Source organism: Mycobacterium sp. RTGN6, from assembly GCF_033804605.1.
In the GTDB taxonomy this organism is placed as follows: Bacteria; Actinomycetota; Actinomycetes; order Mycobacteriales; family Mycobacteriaceae; genus Mycobacterium.
On record NZ_JAPZKZ010000001.1, the window covers coordinates 473,852 to 497,027 of the forward strand.

Here is a 23,176-nt window from a genome sequence, read left to right on the forward strand (position 1 = left end):
AGCGGGCGGTCGTCGGCATCGCGTCGGGCGCGTCAGGGGGCGGTTTCTTCGCTAACGTCTGATTCATGCACGAACGCACCATTCGCGTGACGGTCGACAGCGGGACCATCGAGGGCTTCACGCGCGACGGCGTCCACCGCTGGCGGTCGGTCCCGTACGCCCGCCCGCCGGTCGGCGCGCTGCGGTACCGCGCGCCGCAGCCGGTCCTTGCGTGGCCGGGGGTGCGGTATTGCCACGGATTCGGCTACTGCGCACCGCAACAGCGCAAGTACACGCTGCTCGGCGTCGGCAGGTATCAGCCGATGAGCGAGGACTGTCTCACGCTCAACGTCGTCGCCCCGGAGTCGCCATCCGAGGACCCATTACCCGTGATGGTCTTCATCCACGGTGGCGGCTACATCATGGGCAGTTCCGCGACGCCGATCTACGACGGCGCGGCGCTCGCCCGGCGCGGGTGCGTGTACGTCTCGGTGAACTACCGGCTCGGCGCGCTCGGGTGCTTCGATCTGTCGTCGCTGTCCACCGACGAACACCCCATCGACGGGAACCTCTTCCTGCGCGACCTGGTGCTGGCGCTGCAGTGGGTGCGCGACAACGCCGGCGTGTTCGGAGGCGATCCCGACAACGTGACGATCTTCGGCGAGAGCGCGGGTGCCCACGCGGTTGCGACGCTGATGGCGGTGCCTGCGGCCAAAGGGCTCTTCGCCCAGGCTATTTCGGAGAGCCCGGCCAGCGGCATGGTGCGCTCGCCTGAGGCCGCCGAGACGTTCGCCGAGCACTTCGCCGGCCTGCTCGGCGCCACCAAGAGCGACGGCGCCGCGGCACTGATGGCCGCCAAGCCGGCGCGACTGGTCGACGCGCTGGACGAGCTCATTGCCCGCGGCATGACCGACATGCCAGGGGCCTTCCCCGCCGGACCCGCGTATGGCACGGACTTCCTCCCCGAGGATCCGGTGGTGGCGATGGCCGACGGGACCGCTCATCGGGTGCCGCTCATCGTCGGCACCAACGCGGAGGAGGGCCGGTTGTTCACCCGCTTCATGCCGCTGCTGCCGACCAACGAGCGGATGATCGAGAAGCTCCTGACGTACACCGACGTGGCGTCGCGTGACCGCATCACCGCGGCCTACCCCGACTATCCGAGCTCGGCGGCGTGCATCCGGCTGGGTGGCGACTTTGCGTTCGGCACCGCGGCGTGGCAGGTCGCCGAGGCGCACAGTAGGCATTCGCCCACCTACGTCTATCGATACGACTACGCGCCGCGGACCCTGCACTGGTCGGGACTCGGCGCTACCCACGCCACCGAGCTCTTCGCCGTCTTCGACGTCTATCGGACCAGGTTCGGATCGCTGCTGACGGCCGCCGCGGACCAGCGTTCGGCCCGCCGCGTCAGCAACGACGTGCAAGCTCGTTGGCGTGCGTTCAGCCGGACCGGGACACCCGGCGACGGCTGGCCGGGTTACACCGAGGACAGTCGCGCCGTCATGGTGTTCGACCGGCGCAGCCACCTCGAGTACGACCCGGCTGCTGACCGGCGCCTGGCCTGGGAGGGATTCTCGCTGGCGGCGCAGTAGATCTTCACAACGTCCTGCGCGACGGCAGCGGATGTGATTGCGTTTCGACGTGGCTCATCCCTTGGATCCGTTGTCGGCAGCCGAATTCGCCGCCGCCGCTGCGATGTTGCAACGCGAGCATTCAGTGGCAGCCGCAGGGCCGACGGCGCTGGGTTGGCGCTTCGCGTCCATCGAGATGGCCGAGCCGGGCAAGGCCGAGCTGCGCGCGTTCGCCGACGGCGGCGCCGTACCGAATCGCCGGGCGACCGTCGTCTGCCTGAACCGGGCGACCAACGCCACCTACAAGAGCGTGGTGTCGCTGAGCGACGATCGCGTGGAGTCGTTCGAGCACGTGCCGGGGGTGCAGGCCAAATTCACCGTCGATGAGTTCGTCGAGTGCGACCGCATGTTGCGCAGCGATCCGAAATTCCTCGCCGCACTCGCCAAGCGCGGCATCACCGACGTCGACCGCGTCTTCATGGACACCTGGACCTACGGCGACGCCGTGGCCCCACCCGAGTACCGCGACCGAAGGCTCGGATGGTCGGACACGTGGCTCAAGGACGGGCCAGGGATGAACCCGTATGCCCACCTGATCAGTGGATTGCACTGCGTGATCGACCTGAACACCATGGAACTGCTCCGCGTCGAGGACACGGGAGGCGTCGACACCCCGGACGTGATGGGCGAATACGCGCCGCGCCACATTCCCGACCGGATCCGGTCCGGCTACCGGCGCGACCCGCTGAAACCGCTGTACATCACCCAGCCGGAAGGACCGTCGTTCACCCTCGACGGCAACCTGCTGCAGTGGCAGAACTGGTCGCTGCGGGTCGGTTTCAACTACCGCGAGGGGATGACCCTGCACACGGTGGCCTACCGCGACGGCGACCGGGTCCGCCCGATCGCGCACCGGATGTCCTTCGCCGAGATGATCGTGCCCTACCGGGATCCGTCGCCGGATCACTACCGGCGCACCGCCTTCGACATCGGCGAGTGGGGCCTTGGCTTCATGACCACGTCGCTGGAACTCGGGTGTGACTGCCTCGGCGAGATCCGATACCTCGACGCCGTGCTCCACGACAGCACCGGCGCGCCATACACGATCGCCAACGCGATCTGCATTCACGAAGAGGACAACGCCGTGCTCTGGAAGCACGTCGACCACGACTCCGGCGCGGAGGTGCGTCGGATGCGGAGGTTGACGTTGTCGTTCCACGTGACGGTCGCGAACTACGAGTACCTGGTGTACTGGCGGCTCTACCAGGACGGCAACATCGAGTGCGAGGTCAGGGCCACCGGCATCATGGTGACGACGCCGCTCGCGCCTGGAGCGCCGAATCCCAACGGCACGCTTGTCGACGAGCGCACGTATGCGCCCTTCCACCAACACTTTCTGGTGGCGCGGCTTGACCTCGACGTCGACGGCACCGACAACACGGTGTTCATGACGGAGTCCTACGCCGAGCCCATCGCGGCGGACAATCCGTACGGGCTGTCGGTGGTGACGCGCAACGTGCCCCTGCGCTCCGAGGCCGAAGGCAAGCAGGACGTCAGCTTCGCGACGCAGCGTGCGTGGAAGGTGGTCAACACCAATGTCGTGAACGGGCTCGGCACCCACCCGGCGTACAAGCTGGTGCCGACCGGCGCGCTGCCAGCCATGCTCGATCCCGCTTCGCCGGTATTGCAGCGCGCCAACGTCGTCGCCCACACACTGTGGGTCACGCCGAACAACCCCGGGGAGCGTTGGCCCGCAGGCGAATTCGTCAACCAGTCGGCCGCCGACTCGGGGTTGGGGGAGTGGACGAAGGCCGACCGCTCGATCGAGAACACCGACGTCGTGCTCTGGTACGTGTTCGGGCTGCATCACATCACCCGGCCGGAGGACTGGCCGGTGATGCCCGTCGACATCGTCTCGTTCTGGCTCAAGCCGTTCGGGTTCTTCGATCGCAACCCCGCACTCGACGTGGCTGGGGCGCACACGTCGACGACGAGCGCACACCACTAGTTGACACCCGTCAACTCTTGGCTAACGATGCACGGGTGCACCCGACGACGAATGCGCTCATCGAACGCCCCGCCGACCTGACCGCCGACTGGCTGACCGCCGCGCTCGGCGCGGGCACGGTCACCGACTTCACCTTCGGGCGGATCGGCACCGGCCAGATGAGTGAGTGTTATCGCGTTGCGCTCACCTACGCCGACGGGGACACGGGGCCGGCCTCGGTCGTGTTGAAGGTGGCCGCCGCCGACCCGAGCAGCCGCCAGACCGGGCTGACGTTGGGCCTCTACGAGCGTGAGGTCAGGTTCTACACCGATATCGCGCCCGGCCTCGACGGGCCTGTCGCTCCGTGTTACCACGCCGCCTACGACCCGGAGACGGGCGCGTTCGACCTGCTCCTCGGCGACGCCACGCCGGCCGTCGTCGGCGACGAAATCCGTGGCGCTACAGTCGAACAGGCCAGCCTCGCGATGACCCAGTTGGGGGCGGTGCACGGCCCGCTACTGGGTGATCCGGCGCTGGCGGGCGCGGCGTGGCTCAACCGGGAGTCACCGCTCAACCAGGGGCTGATCGCCACCCTCTACGCCGGGTTCGCCGACCGCTACCGGGATCGGATCACGCCCGAACACCGCGACGTGTGCGAACGCCTCGTCGCCAGGTTCGACGCCTACCTTGCCCAAGAGGGCGAGTCCGGGCGCCCGCAGGGCCTGGTCCACGGGGACTACCGCCTCGACAACATGCTGTTCGGTGAGGCCGGTGCCGACCGCCCGCTGACGGTCGTCGACTGGCAGACCGTCACGTGGGGTTCCGCGCAGACCGACGTCGCCTACTTCCTCGGTTGCGCGCTCCCGGTGCAGCTTCGCCGCGACCACTACGACGACCTGCTGCGGACTTATCACGACGCGCTCGGATCCCGCACGCGGTTGAGCCTCGACGACGTCCGGGAGGGGGTGCGCAGGGCGAGCTTCTTCGGCGTCGTCATGTCGATCGTCTCGCCGATGCTGGTGGAGCGCACCGACCGTGGCGATGAGATGTTCATGACGATGATGGAACGCCACTGCCAACACGTCCTCGACACCGACGCGCTGACGATCCTGCCACCGCCGTCGATTCCGGAACCGTTGCAGCCCAACGCCGCGGACGAGGGCGCGCACGAACCGACCGACGAGCCGTTGTGGAGCGAGAGCTTCTACTTCGACTTCGCCGATCCCGGTCAGGACGTCGGCGGCTGGATACGCCTCGGAGTGATCCCCAACGAGGGCCATGCCTGGATCAATGCGCTGCTGTGCGGTCCGGGCATGCCGACGATCGCCGTGCTCGAATGGGACGCTGCCGTCCCCGACGTTCACACCCACGTCGCAACCGACGACGTCGACCTCGTCCTCGAGGCGACGGAACCGCTTCGAACGTACCGTGTTTCGCTACGCGGGTCGGGACAGGCCTACGACGATCCCGCCGACCTGCTCCGCGAAGCTCCTGGCCGACCCGTTGACGTGACGATGGACCTGGTGTGGAGCACCGTGGGAACGCCGTACCAGTACCGGATCACCACGCGCTACGAGATCCCGTGCACGGTGTCCGGCACCGTCACCGCCGACGGCCGCTCATACGAGTTCGCCGACGTACCCGGGCAACGCGACCACTCCTGGGCGGTGCGGGACTGGTGGGGCATGGAGTGGGTGTGGAGCGCGCTGCACCTCGACGACGGCACGCACCTGCACGGCGTCGACATGCGCGTCCCCGGGATGCCGCTCTTCGGCATCGGGTACAGTCAGCGCGCCGGTGAGCCGCTCGTCGAACTCCAAACCGTCACCGCCCGAGAGGAATTCGGCGACAACGAGCTACCGGTGTCGACCAGCCTCGAATTGGCGCCCGGCGACGTCGTCGTGAGCTTCGATCCGCGTGGTCACGCACCGGTGCTGCTCACGTCGTCCGACGGCCGGTTGAGCCGGTTCCCGCGGGCGTGGGGGACCGTCACGACCGCCGACGGGCGTACCGGAGTCGGCTGGGTCGAATGGAATCGCAACCAGTCGTGACCGCGCTCAAGTCGATAGTGCTGTTCGTCGTCGCGGCGCTGTTCGAGATCGGCGGCGCCTGGTTGGTGTGGCAAGGAATCCGCGAACACCGCGGGTGGCTCTGGATCGGTGCGGGCGTACTGGCGCTGGGCGCCTATGGATTCGTCGCAGCGTTCCAGCCCGACGCGCACTTCGGACGCGTGCTGGCGGCCTACGGCGGGGTGTTCATCGCCGGCTCCCTCGCGTGGGGCATGGTCGCCGACGGCTTCCGGCCCGATCGGTGGGACGTCATGGGCGCGCTGGTGTGCCTGGCCGGGGTGGGGCTCATCATGTACGCCCCGCGCTGACGTCGGATCAGCGCAGGTTGGCGCCGTCGTCGTCCAGGTCGTCGCGGCTAAGCCCCATCGGGGTCGCCACGGGAATGTCGCCACCCGCGACCACCTTTCGGGTCAGCGGGGTAAGCGTGCGGAAGAGTAGGTCGAGCTCGTCGTCATCGAGCGCGTCGAATGCTGTGAGCGCGAGGCGATCGGTCCCGTCCTCGAGGTGAGCCTTGAGCTCGGCGCCTGCGGGCGTCAACGTGCCCCGCTCGTCCAGCACGCCGCGCGCCGTCAACCGTTCGGTGCACGCGTTCCATTCGTCGTCGTCGTACTGGCGGCTTCGCATGATGAAGTCCCGCGGAACCCGGTCGCAGGCGCAGTGCAGCACGTTGCTGTCCCGCCCGCTGACGCCCGCGCCGACGAGCAGCGCCACGTGGGCGTCGCCGCGCTGTTCGCGTAGCAGCGTGGTCGCGTGCCAGAGCTTGGCCACGGGGTCGTCGGGCCAGGGCAACGCCAGGTTCGCGGCGAACAGCGGGCGCCCTTCGACCGGTGCGCTGCGAGCGGCCTTCTCCAGCAGTTCGGCGGCCGTTGCTGTGGCGTCGTCGGCGATCACCCCAATTCGGTGCAGTGCCGCCACGGCTAACGTCTCGCGCGCCCGTAGCGCGTCGGCCGGGGAGCCGAACTGCCACGCCGAGGGCAGGGCGCGCGCGACGTGCGCCTGCGAGAAGTTGTAGAAGACGGCGGTGACGACCTCCGCGGGGACGACCCCCAGCGGAGCCGACCGGAATGCGAAGTAGCCCATCCAGAACCCCCGGAATTGCACGTCATACGCTGCACGGGCCTCGGGAGCGAAGTAGGTGACGGCGTGGATCGGTTCGAAGCGGTCGAACAGCCGACGCGCCGTCTGAGGCGTTCTGCTCACTTCCGCAGTAAATCAGCATGGCGAAAGTGATCTTGTTAGGGTCCGACCACGTTCGGCGGCGGAGGTGGTCATGCGGGCGAGGGCAACGTTGGTGGCCTTTGCCGTGGCGACCGCGACGGGGTGCGGTAACGACGTCGGCGGGCATGCGTCGCCGACGGTCGGCAGGGTGGCGCTGCAGCACGACATTGCCCAGCGGCTGCATGAGGCCGGTCAGCCGCCGCAGTCGGTGACCTGCCAGGGGGACCTGGTGGGTGAGGTCGGCCGAACCGCGCATTGCGACGTCGTGATGAGCGAGGTCAACAGCTTTGCCCCGATCGTGACGGTCACCTCGGTGGACGGGGGCAGGGTCGACTACGAGTTGACCCCAGCGCTGTCGCAGGCGCAGCTTGAGCAGGCGGTCACCCGACTCGTCCTCGAGAAGTCGCCCGGGCCAGTCGATTCGGTGGCCTGCGAATCGGGGCTGATCGGCACGGTGGGGACCGTCGTCCACTGCGACGTGGACGCTGCGGGAGTTCAGGCCCGGCGCGCGGTGGAGGTGACCGAGGTGTCGGGGCTGACGCTGAACTTCATTCTGCTGTCGAACTGACGCCGCTCATCGCTTCGTCGATGATCGCGCGCATGGCCCGTTCGGCAGCGGCTTCGTCACGCATCCGGATTGCCCGTGCGACCTCGTCGTGCAACTCGATGGCGACCGGGTTGGGGGTCTCCGGCATCATCCCGTGGTGGGTCCGGCCGGTGAGCACTTCGGCGACCACGCCGTTGAGCGCACGGAACATCTCGTTGCCGCTCGCCTCCAACAGCGTCTGATGAAAGACTTTGTCCGCCAAAAGGTATGCCTCGAGGTCGCCGGAGCGTCCGTGCATCACCATGTCGGACACCGCGGCGGCCATGATGCGGCAGTGGTGGGGGTTGGCCCGGGTTGCGGCCAGCGCGGCGGCCGCAGGCTCGAAGCCGCGGCGCAGCTCGGACAACGAAATTAGTTGTGCGGCACGGTCGCTCGACGCGAGCCGCCACCGAATGACCCTGGGGTCGAAGACGTTCCAGCGCTCCTGCGGCTGAATGGTGATGCCGACGCGGCGGCGGGACGCGACCATCCCCATCGACTCCAGCACCCGGATGGCCTCCCGGGCGACACTGCGCGAGACGCCGTGCGTGGTGCCGACTCCGTCGAGGTTGATCACCTGGCCGGGCGGGAGCCCGCCCGACACGATCTCCGTCCCGAGCGCGGTCAGCACGCTGTCGTGCAGAGCGCCGACGTTTGGTGGCGAGATCACGGTTACATCTTGTCATACCGTTTGCTGTCGTTATAAAAGGCAGATTTATTCGAGATCCTCTTGCAATCATCTGACGATTGAGCAACACTGTGTGATGTCAGCCACAAGTGGGTAGGTACCGCGGGGGTGCCGAGAAGGGGAGCAGATGTCGTCACCGATCGTCGTCATGGGCGTGTCCGGGTCGGGGAAGTCCACGGTGGGCGCGGCGCTCGCGCAGCGGCTACGCGTTCCGTTCGCCGACGCCGACGACTTCCACCCCCCGGCCAACATCGCCAAGATGACCGCAGGCCACCCGCTGAACGACGACGATCGCCGGCCCTGGCTCGAGACGATCGGGGGGTGGCTGGCCGAGCACGTCGAGGGCGGCGTCATGAGCTGCTCGGCACTCAAGCACGCCTACCGCGATCAACTGCGCGAGCACTGCCCGAGCGTCGAGTTCCTGCACCTGGCCGGAACCCCCGAGGTCATCGGTCGGCGGCAGGCCAGTCGGCCGGGCCACTTCATGCCAGCCACGCTGCTGGCATCACAGTTCGAGACTCTCGAGCCGCTGACGGCCGATGAGCACGGCGTCGTCATCGACGTCGATCAGGACATCGATTCCATTGTGTACGAATATGTTTCGCTGAACCGACAGGAGAACAAATGACATCCGGAATCGCCTTCCTGGCGGACACCCCCAAGCTGATCGAACCCGTCGCGTCGACGGGCCGGCTAGGGTTGGCCTTCCTCCTGGGCATCGCGGTCATCGTCGTGCTTATCACCGTCGTCAAGCTCCATCCGTTCCTGGGGCTCATCTTCGGCGCGGTGACGGTGGGTGTGGTCGCCGGCGAAGAGTTCGCGACGGTGCTCACGTCGTTCGCCAACGGTTTCGGCAAGACGGCAGCCAGTGTCGGCATCCTGATCGCGCTTGGTGCGATGTTCGCCAAGTTGCTGGCCGACTCGGGTGGGGCCGACGAGATCGTCGACACCATCGTCGGCCACGCGTCGCCGCGAATGTTGCCGTGGGCCATGGCCCTCGTCGGGGCGATCATCGGGCTGCCGATGTTCTTCGAGATCGGCCTGGTGCTACTGATGCCGGTGATCTACCTGGTCGCCCGTCGCTCGCAGCTGTCGTTGATCACCATCGGAATCCCAGCGCTGGCAGGGCTTTCCGCGATGCACGGATTCGTCCCTCCGCACCCGGGCCCGTTGGTTGCGATCGGCAACCTCGGCGCCGACCTCGGGCTGACACTGGCACTGGGTGTGGCCGTCGCGATTCCGACGATCATCGTCGCGGGCCCGTTGTTCGGGAAGCTGGCGGGGAAGTGGGTCGTCGTCGGTGCGCCCGACATCTTCGATGCGGACGCGGTCCCCGAGGGGGAGGAGCGGCACCGGCCGTCCTTCGCAATCACGCTCTTCTCTGTCCTGCTGCCGGTCGTGCTGATGCTCGGCAAGGCGCTCGTCGACATCTTCATCGAGGACGACAGTCAGTGGTTCCGGCAGATCTTCGACACGCTGGGCACTCCGCTGATCGCCCTGCTGATCGCCGTGGTCGTCGGCATGGTCACCCTCGGCCGCGGAGCGGGCATGTCACGCGACGAGATCACCAAGTGCGTCGAATCGGGGCTTCCGCCCGTTGCCGGCATCATCCTGATCGTCGCCGCGGGTGGTGGCTTCAAGGAGGTGCTGGTGGACACCGGCATCGGCACGGCGTTGAAGAACCTGGCCGAGGGCGCGAACGTCTCGGTGCTGTTGCTCGCTTGGGGTCTCGCAGTAGCGATCAGGCTGGCCACCGGCTCGGCGACCGTCGCGACGATCACTGCGTCTTCCCTGATGGTCGGCCTCATCGGTGGGATGAGCTCTGGAGAGATCTCGCTGGTGGTGCTCGCGGTCGGCGCAGGCTCGCTGTTCTTCTCCCACGTCAACGACGCCGGATTCTGGTTGGTCAAGGAGTACTTCCGGCTCAGCGTGGGTCAGACGATCAAGACCTGGTCGATCATGGAGACGGTGTTGTCGGTCAGTGGGCTGGTGGTCGTGTTGCTTCTCGACCTGGTGATCTGACGGGCGTCAGACGCGGGCGACCTGGGTTCCGCCCGCGAGCTCGTCGTGCTTGCCCTGCTTCGTGGGGCTGCCACTGATCGTCACCGCAATGACGACGATGGCGATGAACGCCAGCAGTCCACCGACGTACGGGACGATCGGGAACACGGTCCACGCGTTGCGCACCGCGGCCTGGCTCACGCTGGGCTTGGTGGCACCGTCCGGTCCGCGGACCTCGAGGCCGAGGATCTTCTTGCCAATGGTCCAGCCGAGTCCCGCCTCGAACGCTACGAAGTAGGCGAACATGAGCACACCCGTGAACAGGCCGGTGACCAGATAGTCGGACAACGCGTCGGACGACAAGAACGACAGAATGCTGATCGACCCGACGACGCCGACGATGATGCCGTCGATCAGCCTTGCGAAGAATCGTCTGAGCAGTCCGCCCGGTCGTGCCGGCTTGGGCGGGCGGGGGCCGTCGTACGCCTGGGGTGCGCCGCTGGTCATATGCGCAATCTACGCCAGGCTCCGCTCAGCGGAACGCCGCTCGACTTCCTTGCGGGCCCGCTTCGCCTCCTTGCGCGCGATTGCCGCGAGCTCGGAGCCGCGGTCCGCAGCGAGTTCGGCTAATTCCGAACCTCGTTCGCGCGCAAGGCTGGCCAGTTCGGGTCCGTGCTCGCGGGCCAGCTCCGCCAGCTCGACACCGCGCTCATGAGCGACGTGCGCCAACTCTCGGCCGCGTTCGGCGCCGACGTGCAGTCCGGTCTGTAGGCCCGCTCCGATCCGGTCGACCAGTTCGGGGTCGATCAGGGCGTTGCTCGGGCCCGAGCTCGGCAAGGCGCTCGACACGCTATCGCTCAACTTCCTGGCGGCGCGGCGGCCGCGCCAGCCGAGCGAGGGCTTGCCCTCGGTGTCCACCGAGGCGATGATCAGGCCGCCGATGAGGCCGACGTCGGTGAGTAGTGCGCGCCTTTCGGTGGTCTTGCGGCCGGGTTCGGACTCGTTCCAGAAGGCATGTGAGCCAAGGCTTCCCGGGACCACGCTAAGCGCCAACGCGGCCGACGAGAGCCTCGGCAGCCGTCCCGCCGCCAGCAGCAGCCCGGCACCGATCTGCACCCCGGCCGTCACTCGGGCCACGGTCTCGGCATTGGTGGGAACATTTGCTCCGACCGGGTCGGGCAACTTGCTCAGTCGCTCAAGCGTCGGTCGGGCCGCGTCGGCGGCGGGTTTGGGGCTGCGCAGCGCCTCGACGCCGCGGGAAATGAAGGTCGCGGCCAACATGGGGCGGGCGATTCGTCTGATCAGCATGCGTGGTGAATTCCCCGGTAGCCCCGGTTGCAAACCCGCACCGCGACGCTGTCGTGGTTAGCGAAGCCGTCGTGGTCAGAACGGTGGCGGCTCGCTGCGGCGCGCCCACTCGACGGGAGGGTCGAGCTCGTTGCGTCGGCGTTCGTCGTCGATTCGCTGTCGGCGGTCTTGGGCCCGGGTGGTTTTGCGCCGCGGCATGGTGAGCCCGGCTGTGTGTGCGGTCGGGGCGTCTGTGACGGTGGCTGGTGCGGTGGGCAGGCACAGGGTGGGGAAGAGCAGTCGGCTGCCCGGGTGAGTGGTGTGCTCCTGCCCGGTCGGTGAGTTCCAGATGACTGTGCCATCGGGCAATTGTCTGTCCCGCCAACCATGTGGCCCGCCCCAGAAGGTCTTCAACAAATGATGAAAACGGCACAGGCACTTGAGGTTCGACGCACACGTCGGCCCGTGTGGATACGCGATCGTATGGTCCACGTCGCAGCGGGTGGCGGCGACCTTGCAGCCGGGGAAGCGACACGTCACGTCACGACAGCGCACGAAGTCGGCCAAGGCATTCGAGGGGGTGTGGCGCGGCTCGGGTGGCGCGTTCCCGGGGTGAATGATGGGGACGATGGTGGCGCTGATCGCGGCGCGGGCGACGACGGGTCCCGGCAGGATGGAGCCGCCGATGATCACTCCCGGTGGGGTGGCGAAGGGTTCGCCGGGGTCGGAATTGGACTCTCGAATCACCTCGGCGAGTGTCATCTCGCGCAGCGGCTTGCTGAACATCGGCGGTGATTCCCCGTCGAGGGAGTCGTGTTGGGCCGCCGGGGTGTTGGCGGGCGGGTCCTCGGGATCGGGCGTGGGGTTCGCGTCGATGGTGGTGATGGTGTCGTGGTGGGCAACGACGTGGATGACGACATTGCTGGCCGGCGGATTGGCGGCGGCGAGGCATTCGGCGTTGCCGCAGAGGCAGGTCAATCGGTCGGCACCGGCGGTGAGGGCACCCACGGCGTCGGCGCGGCGTTGGTCTCGGGTACGCGGGTCGGCGTCGCAGGTGGTGGCGGCGAGTGCGTCGAGGCGTTCGTCGAAGGCCTTGGCGTCGGTGGCGAACAGTGAAGCCCACAGCGTGGCGACTCCGGACGCGTCGTCGAGGTATACCTCGACGCTATGGCTGCGGGCGTTGCCTTGGGTGCGGCGCAGCGCGTAGGGGTCGAATTCGGTGATGAGTGCGTCGATGGCCTGGTCGGTCTTGTCCAGCGAGATCGGCCCCCACTCCTGCACGGTGCGGGCCAGTGCGGCGTCGACGGCGCGTAGTGCGGCTGGGTCCTTGATCAGCGCGCTGCGGTGCACGATCGTGGCGATCAGCCGGTAGCCGATCACTCCGGCGGTGAACAGCGCGGCGACCTTGGGCAGGCGATCGCGCAGCGCGACGGCCACCAACAACAGGTGCGAGGCGGCACCGGAGGTCAGTTGTTGGGCGGCGCCGATTTCCGCACACACCGCTGCCCAGTTGTCTAGGCACCACTGGTCGCGGTCGGCCGATCCCGATGCTGCGTAGCGGGCGTCGAGCATGGTGACCATGCCGGACAAGCGGCGGGCGCAGGCGGCGTTCTCCACCCGCGTCCACGCGTTGACCGCGTCGGCGCCGGCGGTGTCAGCCGCTTCGGCCACCAGGTGATCGAACATGTGTACGAATCTAGCGGAATCTAATGGTCACCGAAACGACAGAATGAGCCGGCTGTGGATGAAACCCGGACTGTGCACAACTTGGCATCAACAATCGAAAATGTCAGTGCACCATGCTATTCGGCAACCTGCGGGTAGTGCTGAGCGTCAGGCCGCTTCGCGACCCGCCAGCAGTAGCCGACTCAACTCGGTCGTGGTGGCGACGCCGTCGTCATAGCCGCCCTGGTTGCCGAGCGCGTTCATCACCGCCAGGGTGTAGCGCTGCTGCGGCCCTGCGAAACCGACCGAGTTGACCACCCAGCCGCCCTGTTCGAGTGACCAGCCGTCCTTGTTGCCAGGTGCCATCGGGGCGCCCGCGCCCCACACTCCCCATTGCTGATTGGGGGCCACGTGCTGAAGCGCCGCGACGACGCCGGCGCGGTCCGCCGGGTCGAACGTGGTCAACGTGTAGTTGATCAGCCGGTCGAGATCGTCGGCGGTGGACTTCTGGAAGCCCCAGTACGGGTAGACGTCGGCGAAGCCGCGTTGGGGTCGGAGGTCGGTCATGCCGTAGCGGGGGAAGTCGGCGTTGTACGCCTGGTGGTCGGTCCCGCCGAAACGCGACCACAATGCGTCGGCAGCACCGTCGTCCGAGGAGTGCAGCATCGCCGCGATCAGGCTGCGGTCGCGGTCGGTCAGCGAGACCGTGCCCGCACGCTGCCGGGTGAGCAGGTCGACGACCATGGCCAGCTTGATCGTGGACGCCGTCCACACCAGGTCCGCCGCATGCGAATTGCGGTACACCGCCCCGGTCTCGCGGTCGCGCACCACGTATCCGACGGAGCCGGGACGGCTCGCCAAGTAGGCATCGGCGGCGGTGATCCGGGCCGCCAGGTCGCAGTCGAAGCCTGCCGTCGCCGGTGCGGTCGACGTCGGGCACTCGGCCCGTGCGACCCCAGGGAGGGTGACCATGGTGCATGACGCGATGATCAACGCGGCCGTGGCGAGGAACGATCTCACCTACGCAGCCTCGCACTAAGCTGGGCGGTCTCATACCCGAGGAGGTCGCCGTGGCTCTCGTCGCGGGCATCGATTCGTCGACTCAGTCCTGCAAGGTCGTCGTGTGCGACGCGGAAACGGGCGAGACCGTCCGCGCGGGTTCCGCGCCCCACCCGGGCGGCACCGAGGTGGACCCGGCGGACTGGTGGAGCGCCCTCGAGGCGGCGATGGCCGCAGCAGATGGCCTTGACGACGTCGACGCCATCTCGGTCGGGGCGCAGCAACACGGCATGGTGTGCCTCGATGCGGCGGGCGCAGTGGTGCGAAAGGCATTGCTGTGGAATGACACTCGATCCAGTGCCGCGGCCGAGGCGTTGATCGACGAGCTCGGCGGCCCGGGTGAATGGGCCGCACGCGTCGGCGTGGTCCCCGTGGCATCGATCACCGCGACCAAGCTGCGTTGGCTGGCCGACGAGGAACCGGCGAACGCCGATGCGACGGCGGCGGTGTGTCTCCCGCACGACTGGCTGACGTGGCGACTGTCGGGGTCGTCCGACGTCGCCGACCTGTGCACCGATCGAAGCGACGCCAGCGGCACGGGTTACTTCGCCGCGGCGGGCGGTGGCTATCAGCTGGACTTGCTCGAACTCGCGATGCGAGGAAGGCGCCCGGAACTGCCGCGGGTGCTGGGCCCGTCCGAATCGGCGGGTCGGGCGGCGCACGGCGCGACGCTCGGTCCTGGTGCCGGTGACAATGCGGCGGCGGCGCTGGGGCTCGGGGCCGGTCCGGGGGACTGCGTCATCTCACTCGGGACGTCGGGTGTCGTCAGTGCCGTCACTGAGGTTGCGCCAAGCGACGAAACCGGCCTCGTCGCCGGCTTCGCCGACGCAACAGGGCGCCAACTGCCGTTGGTGTGCACCCTCAACGGCGCACCCGTGCTCGCGGCGGTCGCCTCGATGCTCGGCGTCGACTTCGAGGAGTTCGACCGGCTCGCGTTGTCGGCGGAGGTCGGCGCGGAGGATCTGACGGTGGTGCCGTACTTCGAGGGGGAGCGGTCGCCCAACCTGCCCAACGCCACGGGCGCGTTTCACGGTGTGACGACGCGAAACCTGCTGCCTGCCAACGTCGCCCGTGCCGCAGTAGAGGGCTTGCTCTGTTCGATCGCCTATTGCATGGAGCGGATCGCGGGGCAGGGCGTCGAGGTGGGCCGCGTCATCCTCGTCGGCGGTGGTGCCCGCTCGGAGGCGGTGCGGCGCATCGCTCCGGCGATCCTGGGCACCTCCGTGCACGTGCCGACGCCCGCCGAGTACGTGGCGCTTGGGGCGGCGCGGCAGGCGGCGTGGATGCTGTCGGGCACGGATGCGCCCCCGTCGTGGACGTTCGGGCTGACCACGTCCTACGACGCCGACCCCACGCCCCAGGTGGTCGAGCGGTATCGGATGCTGTCTGCGCTGACGTCGGGCCAGTGAACCGTCACGGCCGGACCTAGATCTCGGCGGCGGGCCGGGGCCAATTCGGCCGTGGCAACGGTCCCGGCGGCGGGCGTAGCCGGTCGAGTACGGCCCTCAGCGGCGGCCAAATCGAGCGACCGATCCGCGTCGCGGCGTAGGCCGTCAGGACCACTTCGGGCCCGGTCAGCGGAAGCACCTTGACGCCGACGCCGGCGGGCCGATCGATTGGCAGCAGCCCGACGCCGTATTCCGCGACGATGAGGTCTTCGACCAGTTCCAGGCTGTCGATCTGATGGGCGATGCGGGGGGTGAACCCCGCCAGCGCGGCCAACGTGCGCACGGCGTCCTCGTCTGCGGTGTTGCGCGAGTTGACGATCCACGTGTGTCGCGAGAATGCGGCAACGTCGGCTGGACCGTCGGGCGCATCGGCGCGCACGCCGAGACCCCATGTGGTGCACCACAGCGGAACGGTCTCGAGCACCGGTGCAGGCGACGCCGGCGCCAAGTTGTAGTCATAAGTGAGTGCGAGGTCGAGATCGTCGGCGGTGAGCTGCCGGAAGGCCTCGATCGGCTCGTACTCACTGATCACGACGTCGACGGCCGGGTGCCGCGCGCTGAGTTCGGCGAGAATCGGCAGCAGTGACACGCGGACGCCCGTCGCGAACCCCCCGACGCGCAGCGTGCCCGCGGGTTCGGAGTCTGGGTCGAGGTCGAGTCGGGCGGCGTCGACGGCGGCGAGGATCGTGACCGCGTGATCGGCGAGCCTTTGGCCCGCAGGGGTCAGTCGCACGCGGCGGCCCTCTGGCTCGATGAGCCGGGTGCCCGTGTCCTTGGCGAGCGCGGCGAGCTGTTGGGACACCGTGGACGTGGTGAGGTGGAACGTCTCGGCCACGGCCCGCATCGAGCCGAGCCGCGACAGTGCGAGCAGCAGCTGCAACCGGCGGGTATCCATGCGTCAGCGCCCGTGTGCGACGATGCCGGAGTGACCGAGCGTCCAGTGCACTTCGTGCCGACCGATGAGGGCCATGTCCTTCCGACCCGATTTGCGCAAAGTCATTGGGGCGACGACCATCTCAACGGCCCGGCGGTGGTGGGGCTCGCCGCCTGGGCCCTGGAGCAGGCGTACGGCCTGCCCGACTTCCTGCCCGCCAGGCTGACCGTCGACCTGTTCAGGGCGGCGCGCGGGGTGCCGACGTCGACGCCAACGCGTCTGGTGCGCGACGGCCGTAGGGTGCGCAACTCGGAGTGCGACATCGTCCAGGACGGCGTCGTCGTCGCCAGGGCCACCCTGGTGCAGTACCGACGGTCGACCGCACCCCGTGGCGAAGAGTGGTCCCCGACAACGGATTTCACGCTGCCTTCCGACCTCGACGAGTCGTGGACGACGTGCATTAGCAGCGACGGCAACGGGTGGACCAGGGCCATCGCCGACCACCAGAACGCCGCCCGCAAGCGTGCCGTGAACCGCACGATCGACGTCGTCGAGGGTGCGCCCGTCACCGCGTTCGTGCGGGCCGCGATGGCCGCGGAGGCGACCAGCCTGGTGACGAACCTCGGGACCGAGGGCATCGGGTACATCAACGGCGACCTGACGGTTGCGTTGGCACGCCTGCCGCAGGACGACTGGATCGGGGTGCAGGCCGATTCGCACTGGACGGCCGACGGCGTCTCGGTGGGCGCGGCCACCCTGTTCGACGGTGCGGGCGCGTTCGGCACCGGTGTCGTGACGGCGATCAGCAATCCCGGCGTCCAGATCGACTTCACCAACGACCCATTCCCTTCGCGCACGCCCTGACCGACAATCGTTCACGATAGCTGAACGATATGTCCAGAAAAATCACGTGGACGCGAACGGTCTTGGCTCATTTTCGTGGCGAATTCTCGATTATGACGCGCCACTTCGATGGTGGCGGCGGCGATTCAAGCTCGTCGTTTGGCTGCGAGGGATTCGAGTACTCGCCCCAGCAGGACCAGAAGGTTGTCCTGCTCCTCGGCCGTGAGCGCTGCGACGGTGTCCTGCTCGAGTGTGCGCCACGCGGCATTCACGGGACCTTCTAAGGCCCGGCCCGCGTCGGTCAGCGTCACGAGAACGGTTCGACGGTCCACCTCGGATCGGTTACGCACGATCAAACCCGCTCTTGCCATGCGGGAGATCATCTTGGACGTCGTTGGCGCCTCGATCGCGAGCTCACGAGTCAGTTCCGCCTGCGTGCGTGGCTCTTTGTCCCAGAGGAGCATGAGCAATAGTTCTTGTCCCGTAGAAAGCCCGAGCCCGTGTAGCAGTGCTCCGGCATGTTGCCGGTGCGCGCGGGCAACGGCTGAGATCCGCAGGCTGACCGTTTCTGACCGCTCGCGATTCTGCGCAGCCGGACCGGTGTCGTCTGCGGTCATGCTTTCCTCCGGAATATCTTTAGCCGGCTAAGGGTTCTACGAGGCGATAGTTAGCCGGCTAAGGCTAAACCGTACATACATTTGAAGGAGTTCACCATGACGACATCAACGACGAAGACGATCGCGGTCGCTGGGGCGACGGGCGCCCAGGGTGGAGCGGTCGTCGATGCTCTGCTCGAGCAAGGCGCTCGGGTGCGCGCACTGGTCCGCAGCACTGGGTCCGAACGTGCCCGCAACCTGGCAAACCGCGGGGTGGAACTCGTGCAGATCGATGCGAAAGATCCAGCGTCGCTGAGCAATGCGCTCCGAGAGGTCAACGCATTCTTCTTCATGACGACCCCTTACGGCGACTCGCAGACAGCCGATATCGACGGCGAGCTCCAGCAAGGCATCGACTTCGTCGCCGCAGCGACTGCTGCGCACGTCCCACACGTGGTCTTCAGTTCCGTAGGCGGCGCTGAGCGCAACTCAGGCGTTCCGCACTTCGAGTCCAAACGCCGGATCGAAGAGCGCCTTCTCGGAGGTGACCTTCCGGTCACGATCGTTCGGCCGGTGTTCTTCATGGACAACTTCCAGTCGATGGCTCCCACGGTCGAAGGCAACGAACTCGTCCTCCGGCTCCCGTTTCCGGACGGCATCAAGTTGCAGACGGTCGCTGTCCGTGACATCGGTGTCGTGGCGGCCGCGGCGCTTCTCGACCCCGCGGCAGTCCCGGCGGCGATCGAGCTCGCCGGCGACGAACTGACCGGCAGTGAGCTCGCCGCCACCTTCGGCGCGCGCGTCGGTTTGTCCGCGCGGTATGAGGCGTTGCCGGTCGAAGTCCTAGACGGTCAGGACGACCTCCAGAAGATGTTCCGCTGGTTCGCGGATACGCCCGCATACCAAGCCGACATCGCGGCCGTGCGCCGGATCGACCCGGAGCTCTGGAACCTGCAAGCTTGGCTGCGCGCCACAAATTACAGCCTGGCCTCCAGCTAGGCATCCACCTAAGAACCGTTCGCAGATCATGAACGATATGTCCAGATAAATCACGTGGACGCGAACGGTCGGCGTCCTCTTCAATGGCAAGTGTGACCACGACAACGACCCGGTTTGGCGTCCTGATGGCGACGGGCTCGATGCTGTCGGTACAGGTCGGGCTCGCGCTGTCGCTTGGGCTCATCGGTCAACTCGGCGTCGAGGGCGCCGCCTGGATCCGGTTGGCCTGGGCAGGTGTAATTCTGCTGATCCTCGTCCGACCCAGGCCCTCGGCCTTCACCCGGTCGACGTTCCTGACGTGTGTCGTGCTCGGCGTCGTGACCGCCGGAGTCACCCTGCTCTTCATGGCCGCGATCGCCCGGATTCCCCTCGGCACTGCCAGCGCGATCGAGTTCCTTGGTCCGCTTGGCGTCGCGGTGCTACTCGGCAAGGGTGGTCAACGCGTGCTCTGGCCTGGGCTCGCCGCACTCGGCGTGGTGCTACTTACGCAACCGTGGGCAGGAGTCGTCGACTGGATTGGGGTCGGGTATGCGCTGGCCGCAGCGGTGTGTTGGGGCTGCTACATCCTGTTGACCCAGAAGGTCGGCGACGCCGTCCACGGCATCAACGGACTTGCGGTCTCGATGGCGACGGCGGCGGTGTTCGCCACCGTGGTGGTGGGCCCGGCCGTGCTGCCACGGCTGACGCTCGACGTCCTGCTGTACGGGATCGCGCTGGCGGTACTGCTCCCGGTCATTCCGTTCACGCTCGAGATGATGGCGCTGCGCAGGCTGACGACGGCGGCCTTCGGAACGTTGATGGCGTTGGAGCCGGGGTTCGCGATGATCGTCGGCGTCGTCGTGCTCACGCAGATACCCGGGCCTTCGGCCGTGGTGGGCATCTGCCTGGTGGTCGCGGCGGGCATCGGCGCTGCGCGAAGCGGTGCGAGGCCCGCAGTGCCCGTCGAGGTCGGCTGAGTCGCTACGCTGGCGGGAATGGCAAGAGGATTCTCCGACAACGCATTCGTTCGAGTCGTCAACGGGCTGGCGGTGACGCTCACGACCGTTCCCGTGATCGGCGGCCTGATCCGACGCAGGATCATCGAGATCCGTTATCTGGGACGCAAATCCGGGAAGACCTTCGAACTGCCGGTGGGCTACCGGCGGTCGGGGATCGTCGTCACCATTGGCGTCTCGATGCCGGACAAGAAGAACTGGTGGCGCAACTTTCTCGGCGAGGGCGGCTCGATCACACTGCTCAAGCTTGACGGCGCCGACCGCACCGGCCACGCGGTCGCCGACCGGGGCTCCAACGGCCGCGTCAAGGTCACGGTCGAGCTGGACTAGCCTTCGATTCGCTTGCGGCGGTACAGCGTTCCGACAAGGAGCAGGATCAGGCTCACCAACAGGATCGCCGACGCGAGCACGTTGATCTGTGGCGGCACCGCCGCCTTCACCGCAGCGTTGACGAACAGCGGATACGTCACCGTCGAACCGCTGACGAAGTACGTGATGATGAAGTCGTCGAGCGACAGTGCAAACGACAGCATCGCCGCCGCAACGATTCCCGGCACGATGAGCGGCAGGGTCACCTTGAAGAACGTCCGGACGGGACTGGCGCCGAGGTCCATCGACGCATCCTCGAGTGTCCAGTCGAAACCCCGTACCCGGGCGCGCACCGTCATCGCGATGAAGCTGATCTCGAACGCGACGTGCGCGATCAGGATCGTGCCGAATCCCGTCGCCCAACTGAGGTCGAGGAACAGGGTCAGCAGCGAGGCGCCCATGACGACTTCGGGCGCGGTCAACGGCAGTACCAGGAAGGTCTCGACGGCCTTGTTGCCGCGAAAGCGTTGGCGCACAAGGGCGATGGCCAGCAGGGTACCGAGCACGACGGCGATGGCGGTCGAGATGGCCGCCACCTCCAGGCTCATCTGCAGCGCGGACGCCAGTGCCGGGTACTTGAACGGATGCGCCCAGTTGTCCAGCGTGAAGCCCTGCCAGGTGTAGTTGAACTTGCCCGCCGGGTTGTTGAAGGAGAACAGCACGATCACGAAGATCGGCACGAAGATGTAGAGCAGTACCAGGGCGGCAACGACCTTCAACAGAACGTCACCGAGTTTGCCGCGACCCAGGCCGCGGATCGCACCGCTCTTCTTCGTGTCGATGGCGTCGAGAACGGCGGTCGCCTCCTGAAGCGTCATACCAAGTCCTCCGTGCCAAGCGCCCGCGTATACGACAGCACGCCCACCAGGATCAACGAAATGAGCACAAAGCTCAGCGCCGCCGCCCCGGGGTAATCCTTGACCACCAGGAACTGCTTCTGGATGACGTTGCCGATCATGGTGGTCTGCGTACTGCCTAGGTAGTCGGCGTTGATGAAATCACCGACCGCAGGGATGAACACCAGCAGGCTGCCCGCGAGCACGCCGGGGATCGACAGCGGCAGGATCACCTTGCGGAATGCCCGGAACGTCGACGAATACAGGTCCCTCGACGCCTCGAGCAGCCGCGGATCGATCTTCTCCAGGCTCACGTAGAGCGGCAGGATCATGAAGGTCATCGAGTTGTAGATCAGCCCGCCGATCACCGCCCAGCTGGTCGACAGCAGTCGGCCGTCGGCCGGAAGGACTCCGATCACGTCCAGGGTGCGCACCACGAAGCCGTCGTCGGCCAGGATCGTCTTCCAGGCCAACGTGCGCACCAGGAACGTCACGAAGAACGGCAGGATCACCAGGCCCAGCAGCAGGTTCTTGTAGCGCCCGGACTTGAACGCGATGACGTAGGCGAGCGGGTAGGAGATCAGCAGCGACACCACGGTTGCGGTGAATGCGTAGCCCAGCGAGCGCAGGATCTGGTCCTGATATGCCGTGAAGGCCTGGCCGTAGTTGCTGAAGTCCCACGCGAAGGTCAGCTCCGGAAGGTAGATCGATCCACCCGAGGTCGACAGCGACGTGCGGAACAACGACCAGAACGGCACCACGAAGAAGACAGCGAGGTACGCCAGCGCAGGCAAGATCATCAGGTACGGCGCGATCTTGCTGCGCTGGCGACTGCTGCTGGCTACCCCCGCCATCTAGCTACCGGTGACGCTCGCGTACGCGGTATTGAACTGCTGCGTCTGCTCGTCGGTCAGCGCGGCCCACGTGTGCAGCTTGTCCTTCATGTCCTGCGGCGGGTTGATGAGCGGGTTCGCCCCCAGCGCAGGGTCGATCTTGTCCAGCTCCTCGGTCATGTCGGCGAGCACCGGAACGTACTGAGTGAACGCGACCAGCTTGGCGTAGTTCGCCTTGTCGTACACGTAGTCGATCCACGCCTCGGCCCCGTGCTGATTCTGGGTGGTGTACGGGATGACCTGCGTGTCGATGAACCAGTCGCCGCCGGATTCGGGAACCACGAAGTCCAGATCGGGGTTGTCGGCCTGCAGCTGGACGACGTCACCGGAATACGCTTGCGCGATAACGAGATTGCCCGCAGCGAGATCGTCGGCGTAGTCGTTGCCGGTGAATCGCCGGATCTGACCCTTCTCCTTCTGCTCCTTCACTAGGTCAACCGCCTTCTGGACGCCCTCCATGGTCGGCTCGGAGATGGAGCTACCTTGGCTCTGCATGAGCATGCCGAGCCCGTCCTGCATGTCCGAGAACAGGCTGACCTTGCCCTTGAACTTCGGATCCCAGAGGTCGTCGATCTTGGTGATCGCGCGTCCCGCCGCGGCCTTGTTGTACGCCAGGCCGACCATGCCCGTCATGTACGGAGCGGTGTACTTTCGGCCGGGATCGCCGGCGTCGTTGAGCAGGTCGGGCCGCAGGTTCTTCTTGTTCGGCACGCGCGTGTCGCTGATCTCGTTGAGCCAATTCAGGCCCTTCAGACGAAGCGCCATGAACTGCGTCGGCACTACCAGGTCCGCGCCGATGTCCTGCTTGCGCGAGAGTGGCTCCTTGTTCTTGGCGAACCATTCCTCGTTGTCGTTGAAGTCTTCCTTGTAGTCGACGGTGAGGCCCGACGCGGTCTGGAACGCGGCGACGAAACCGTCGGCCATGTACAGCGGCCAGTTCGAGATCCGCAGGTTTCCGGTTGCCTTCGAGCCGTCATCGGGCGGGGCCGCCGAACTGCTGCCCGCGCCCGTGCCGCCGTTTGATCCGCACGCGGCGAGGAAGGATGGGCCGAGGATGGCGGCCGCGGCGGCCGCCGCGCCGCCCCCGAGGAAGCGTCTGCGGCTGGCGCGGTTGGCGCCGAGTCTGGCGAGGAGTAGGGGGTCGATCGCCCCGTCGTGCTGGGAGGCCATGGCTTCACTGCCTTTCGTGGGATTCGCGGGAGGGGTTGGC

23 protein-coding genes are annotated in these 23,176 nt (G+C 67.1%); 12 read left to right on the forward strand and 11 right to left on the reverse strand.

Translation table 11 applies throughout. The features are described 5' to 3' along the window. Nucleotides 1–65: 65 nt before the first annotated feature. From SLQ33_RS02280 to SLQ33_RS02295, 4 genes are read left to right on the forward strand one after another with little or no spacing between them, the layout of a single operon-like run. Nucleotides 66–1,574, forward strand: coding sequence for a carboxylesterase/lipase family protein (locus SLQ33_RS02280; protein ID WP_319452146.1), 1,509 nt, complete (start codon nt 66–68; stop codon nt 1,572–1,574). Between the two features lie 49 nt (nt 1,575–1,623). Beyond that, complete coding sequence (locus tag SLQ33_RS02285; RefSeq protein WP_319452147.1) at nt 1,624–3,561, forward strand: primary-amine oxidase; 1,938 nt, start codon at nt 1,624–1,626, stop codon at nt 3,559–3,561. 35 nt (nt 3,562–3,596) lie between these two features. Then, nucleotides 3,597–5,591, forward strand: coding sequence for a phosphotransferase (locus SLQ33_RS02290; RefSeq protein ID WP_319452148.1), 1,995 nt, complete (start codon nt 3,597–3,599; stop codon nt 5,589–5,591). Further along, nucleotides 5,570–5,917 (forward strand): YnfA family protein, encoded by a 348-nt coding sequence (locus tag SLQ33_RS02295; RefSeq protein ID WP_319452149.1) that lies wholly within the window; start codon nt 5,570–5,572, stop codon nt 5,915–5,917. The genes SLQ33_RS02290 and SLQ33_RS02295 overlap by 22 nt, the downstream gene beginning before the upstream one ends. 7 nt (nt 5,918–5,924) lie before the next feature. On the opposite strand, the gene SLQ33_RS02300 is transcribed toward SLQ33_RS02295, so the two are convergent. Further along, nucleotides 5,925–6,809: an SCO6745 family protein gene (locus SLQ33_RS02300; RefSeq protein WP_319452150.1), complete on the reverse strand. Its 885-nt coding sequence runs from the start codon at nt 6,807–6,809 to the stop codon at nt 5,925–5,927. A gap of 70 nt (nt 6,810–6,879) precedes the next feature. Here SLQ33_RS02300 and SLQ33_RS02305 point away from each other — a divergent pair, with 70 nt between their 5' ends. After that, nucleotides 6,880–7,395 (forward strand): DUF4333 domain-containing protein, encoded by a 516-nt coding sequence (locus SLQ33_RS02305; RefSeq protein ID WP_319452151.1) that lies wholly within the window; start codon nt 6,880–6,882, stop codon nt 7,393–7,395. Here the strand turns inward: SLQ33_RS02305 and SLQ33_RS02310 are convergent. Next, nucleotides 7,376–8,083 carry a FadR/GntR family transcriptional regulator gene (locus SLQ33_RS02310; protein WP_319452152.1) on the reverse strand — a complete coding sequence of 236 codons (708 nt, stop codon included), beginning with the start codon at nt 8,081–8,083 and terminating at the stop codon, nt 7,376–7,378. The genes SLQ33_RS02305 and SLQ33_RS02310 overlap by 20 nt on opposite strands. Before the next feature lie 145 nt (nt 8,084–8,228). Between SLQ33_RS02310 and SLQ33_RS02315 the strand changes: the two genes are divergently transcribed. Both SLQ33_RS02315 and SLQ33_RS02320 read left to right on the forward strand, forming a co-directional pair. Then, nucleotides 8,229–8,729, forward strand: coding sequence for a gluconokinase (locus tag SLQ33_RS02315; protein ID WP_319452153.1), 501 nt, complete (start codon nt 8,229–8,231; stop codon nt 8,727–8,729). Beyond that, complete coding sequence (locus SLQ33_RS02320; protein WP_319452154.1) at nt 8,726–10,123, forward strand: GntP family permease; 1,398 nt, start codon at nt 8,726–8,728, stop codon at nt 10,121–10,123. The genes SLQ33_RS02315 and SLQ33_RS02320 overlap by 4 nt, the downstream gene beginning before the upstream one ends. A gap of 6 nt (nt 10,124–10,129) precedes the next feature. Here SLQ33_RS02320 and SLQ33_RS02325 read toward each other — a convergent pair whose 3' ends face one another. From SLQ33_RS02325 to SLQ33_RS02340, 4 genes are all read right to left on the reverse strand, one after another. Next, nucleotides 10,130–10,609: an RDD family protein gene (locus SLQ33_RS02325; protein ID WP_319452155.1), complete on the reverse strand. Its 480-nt coding sequence runs from the start codon at nt 10,607–10,609 to the stop codon at nt 10,130–10,132. 9 nt (nt 10,610–10,618) lie between these two features. Then, nucleotides 10,619–11,410, reverse strand: a complete 792-nt coding sequence (locus SLQ33_RS02330; protein ID WP_319452156.1) for a DoxX family protein — start codon at nt 11,408–11,410, stop codon at nt 10,619–10,621. Nucleotides 11,411–11,485: 75 nt separating this feature from the next. Beyond that, nucleotides 11,486–13,075 carry an HNH endonuclease signature motif containing protein gene (locus tag SLQ33_RS02335; RefSeq protein WP_319452157.1) on the reverse strand — a complete coding sequence of 530 codons (1,590 nt, stop codon included), beginning with the start codon at nt 13,073–13,075 and terminating at the stop codon, nt 11,486–11,488. A gap of 147 nt (nt 13,076–13,222) precedes the next feature. Then, nucleotides 13,223–14,026: a tat pathway signal sequence gene (locus SLQ33_RS02340; protein ID WP_413467571.1), complete on the reverse strand. Its 804-nt coding sequence runs from the start codon at nt 14,024–14,026 to the stop codon at nt 13,223–13,225. A 98-nt stretch (nt 14,027–14,124) separates the two neighbouring features. On the opposite strand from SLQ33_RS02340, the gene SLQ33_RS02345 reads away from it, so the two are divergent. Then, nucleotides 14,125–15,522, forward strand: coding sequence for a xylulokinase (locus tag SLQ33_RS02345; RefSeq protein ID WP_319452159.1), 1,398 nt, complete (start codon nt 14,125–14,127; stop codon nt 15,520–15,522). 16 nt (nt 15,523–15,538) lie between these two features. Here SLQ33_RS02345 and SLQ33_RS02350 read toward each other — a convergent pair whose 3' ends face one another. Then, nucleotides 15,539–16,456 carry a LysR family transcriptional regulator gene (locus tag SLQ33_RS02350; RefSeq protein ID WP_319452160.1) on the reverse strand — a complete coding sequence of 306 codons (918 nt, stop codon included), beginning with the start codon at nt 16,454–16,456 and terminating at the stop codon, nt 15,539–15,541. Nucleotides 16,457–16,486: 30 nt separating this feature from the next. Here SLQ33_RS02350 and SLQ33_RS02355 point away from each other — a divergent pair, with 30 nt between their 5' ends. After that, nucleotides 16,487–17,299 carry an acyl-CoA thioesterase domain-containing protein gene (locus SLQ33_RS02355; RefSeq protein WP_319452161.1) on the forward strand — a complete coding sequence of 271 codons (813 nt, stop codon included), beginning with the start codon at nt 16,487–16,489 and terminating at the stop codon, nt 17,297–17,299. A gap of 125 nt (nt 17,300–17,424) precedes the next feature. Here the strand turns inward: SLQ33_RS02355 and SLQ33_RS02360 are convergent, their stop codons facing one another. After that, a complete protein-coding gene (locus tag SLQ33_RS02360) occupies nt 17,425–17,895 on the reverse strand; it encodes a MarR family winged helix-turn-helix transcriptional regulator (RefSeq protein WP_319452162.1) in 471 nt (156 codons plus the stop codon). Between the two features lie 96 nt (nt 17,896–17,991). Between SLQ33_RS02360 and SLQ33_RS02365 the strand changes: the two genes are divergently transcribed. The 3 genes from SLQ33_RS02365 (at nt 17,992) to SLQ33_RS02375 (ending at nt 20,198) form a co-directional block, all read left to right on the forward strand. After that, a complete protein-coding gene (locus tag SLQ33_RS02365) occupies nt 17,992–18,873 on the forward strand; it encodes an NmrA family NAD(P)-binding protein (protein WP_319452163.1) in 882 nt (293 codons plus the stop codon). 83 nt (nt 18,874–18,956) lie between these two features. Next, nucleotides 18,957–19,829: an EamA family transporter gene (locus SLQ33_RS02370; protein ID WP_319452164.1), complete on the forward strand. Its 873-nt coding sequence runs from the start codon at nt 18,957–18,959 to the stop codon at nt 19,827–19,829. A gap of 18 nt (nt 19,830–19,847) precedes the next feature. Then, entirely contained in the window at nt 19,848–20,198 is a 351-nt protein-coding gene (locus SLQ33_RS02375) for a hypothetical protein (RefSeq protein ID WP_319452165.1), read from the forward strand. Here the strand turns inward: SLQ33_RS02375 and SLQ33_RS02380 are convergent. The 3 genes from SLQ33_RS02380 to SLQ33_RS02390 are packed head-to-tail and all read right to left on the reverse strand — an operon-like array spanning nt 20,195 to nt 23,136. Then, nucleotides 20,195–21,055 (reverse strand): ABC transporter permease, encoded by an 861-nt coding sequence (locus tag SLQ33_RS02380; protein WP_319452166.1) that lies wholly within the window; start codon nt 21,053–21,055, stop codon nt 20,195–20,197. The two genes, SLQ33_RS02375 and SLQ33_RS02380, sit on opposite strands and share 4 nt — an antisense overlap. After that, nucleotides 21,052–21,927, reverse strand: coding sequence for an ABC transporter permease (locus SLQ33_RS02385; RefSeq protein WP_319452167.1), 876 nt, complete (start codon nt 21,925–21,927; stop codon nt 21,052–21,054). The genes SLQ33_RS02380 and SLQ33_RS02385 overlap by 4 nt, the downstream gene beginning before the upstream one ends. Further along, entirely contained in the window at nt 21,928–23,136 is a 1,209-nt protein-coding gene (locus tag SLQ33_RS02390; protein WP_319452168.1) for a spermidine/putrescine ABC transporter substrate-binding protein, read from the reverse strand. Between the last annotated feature and the right edge of the window lie 40 nt (nt 23,137–23,176).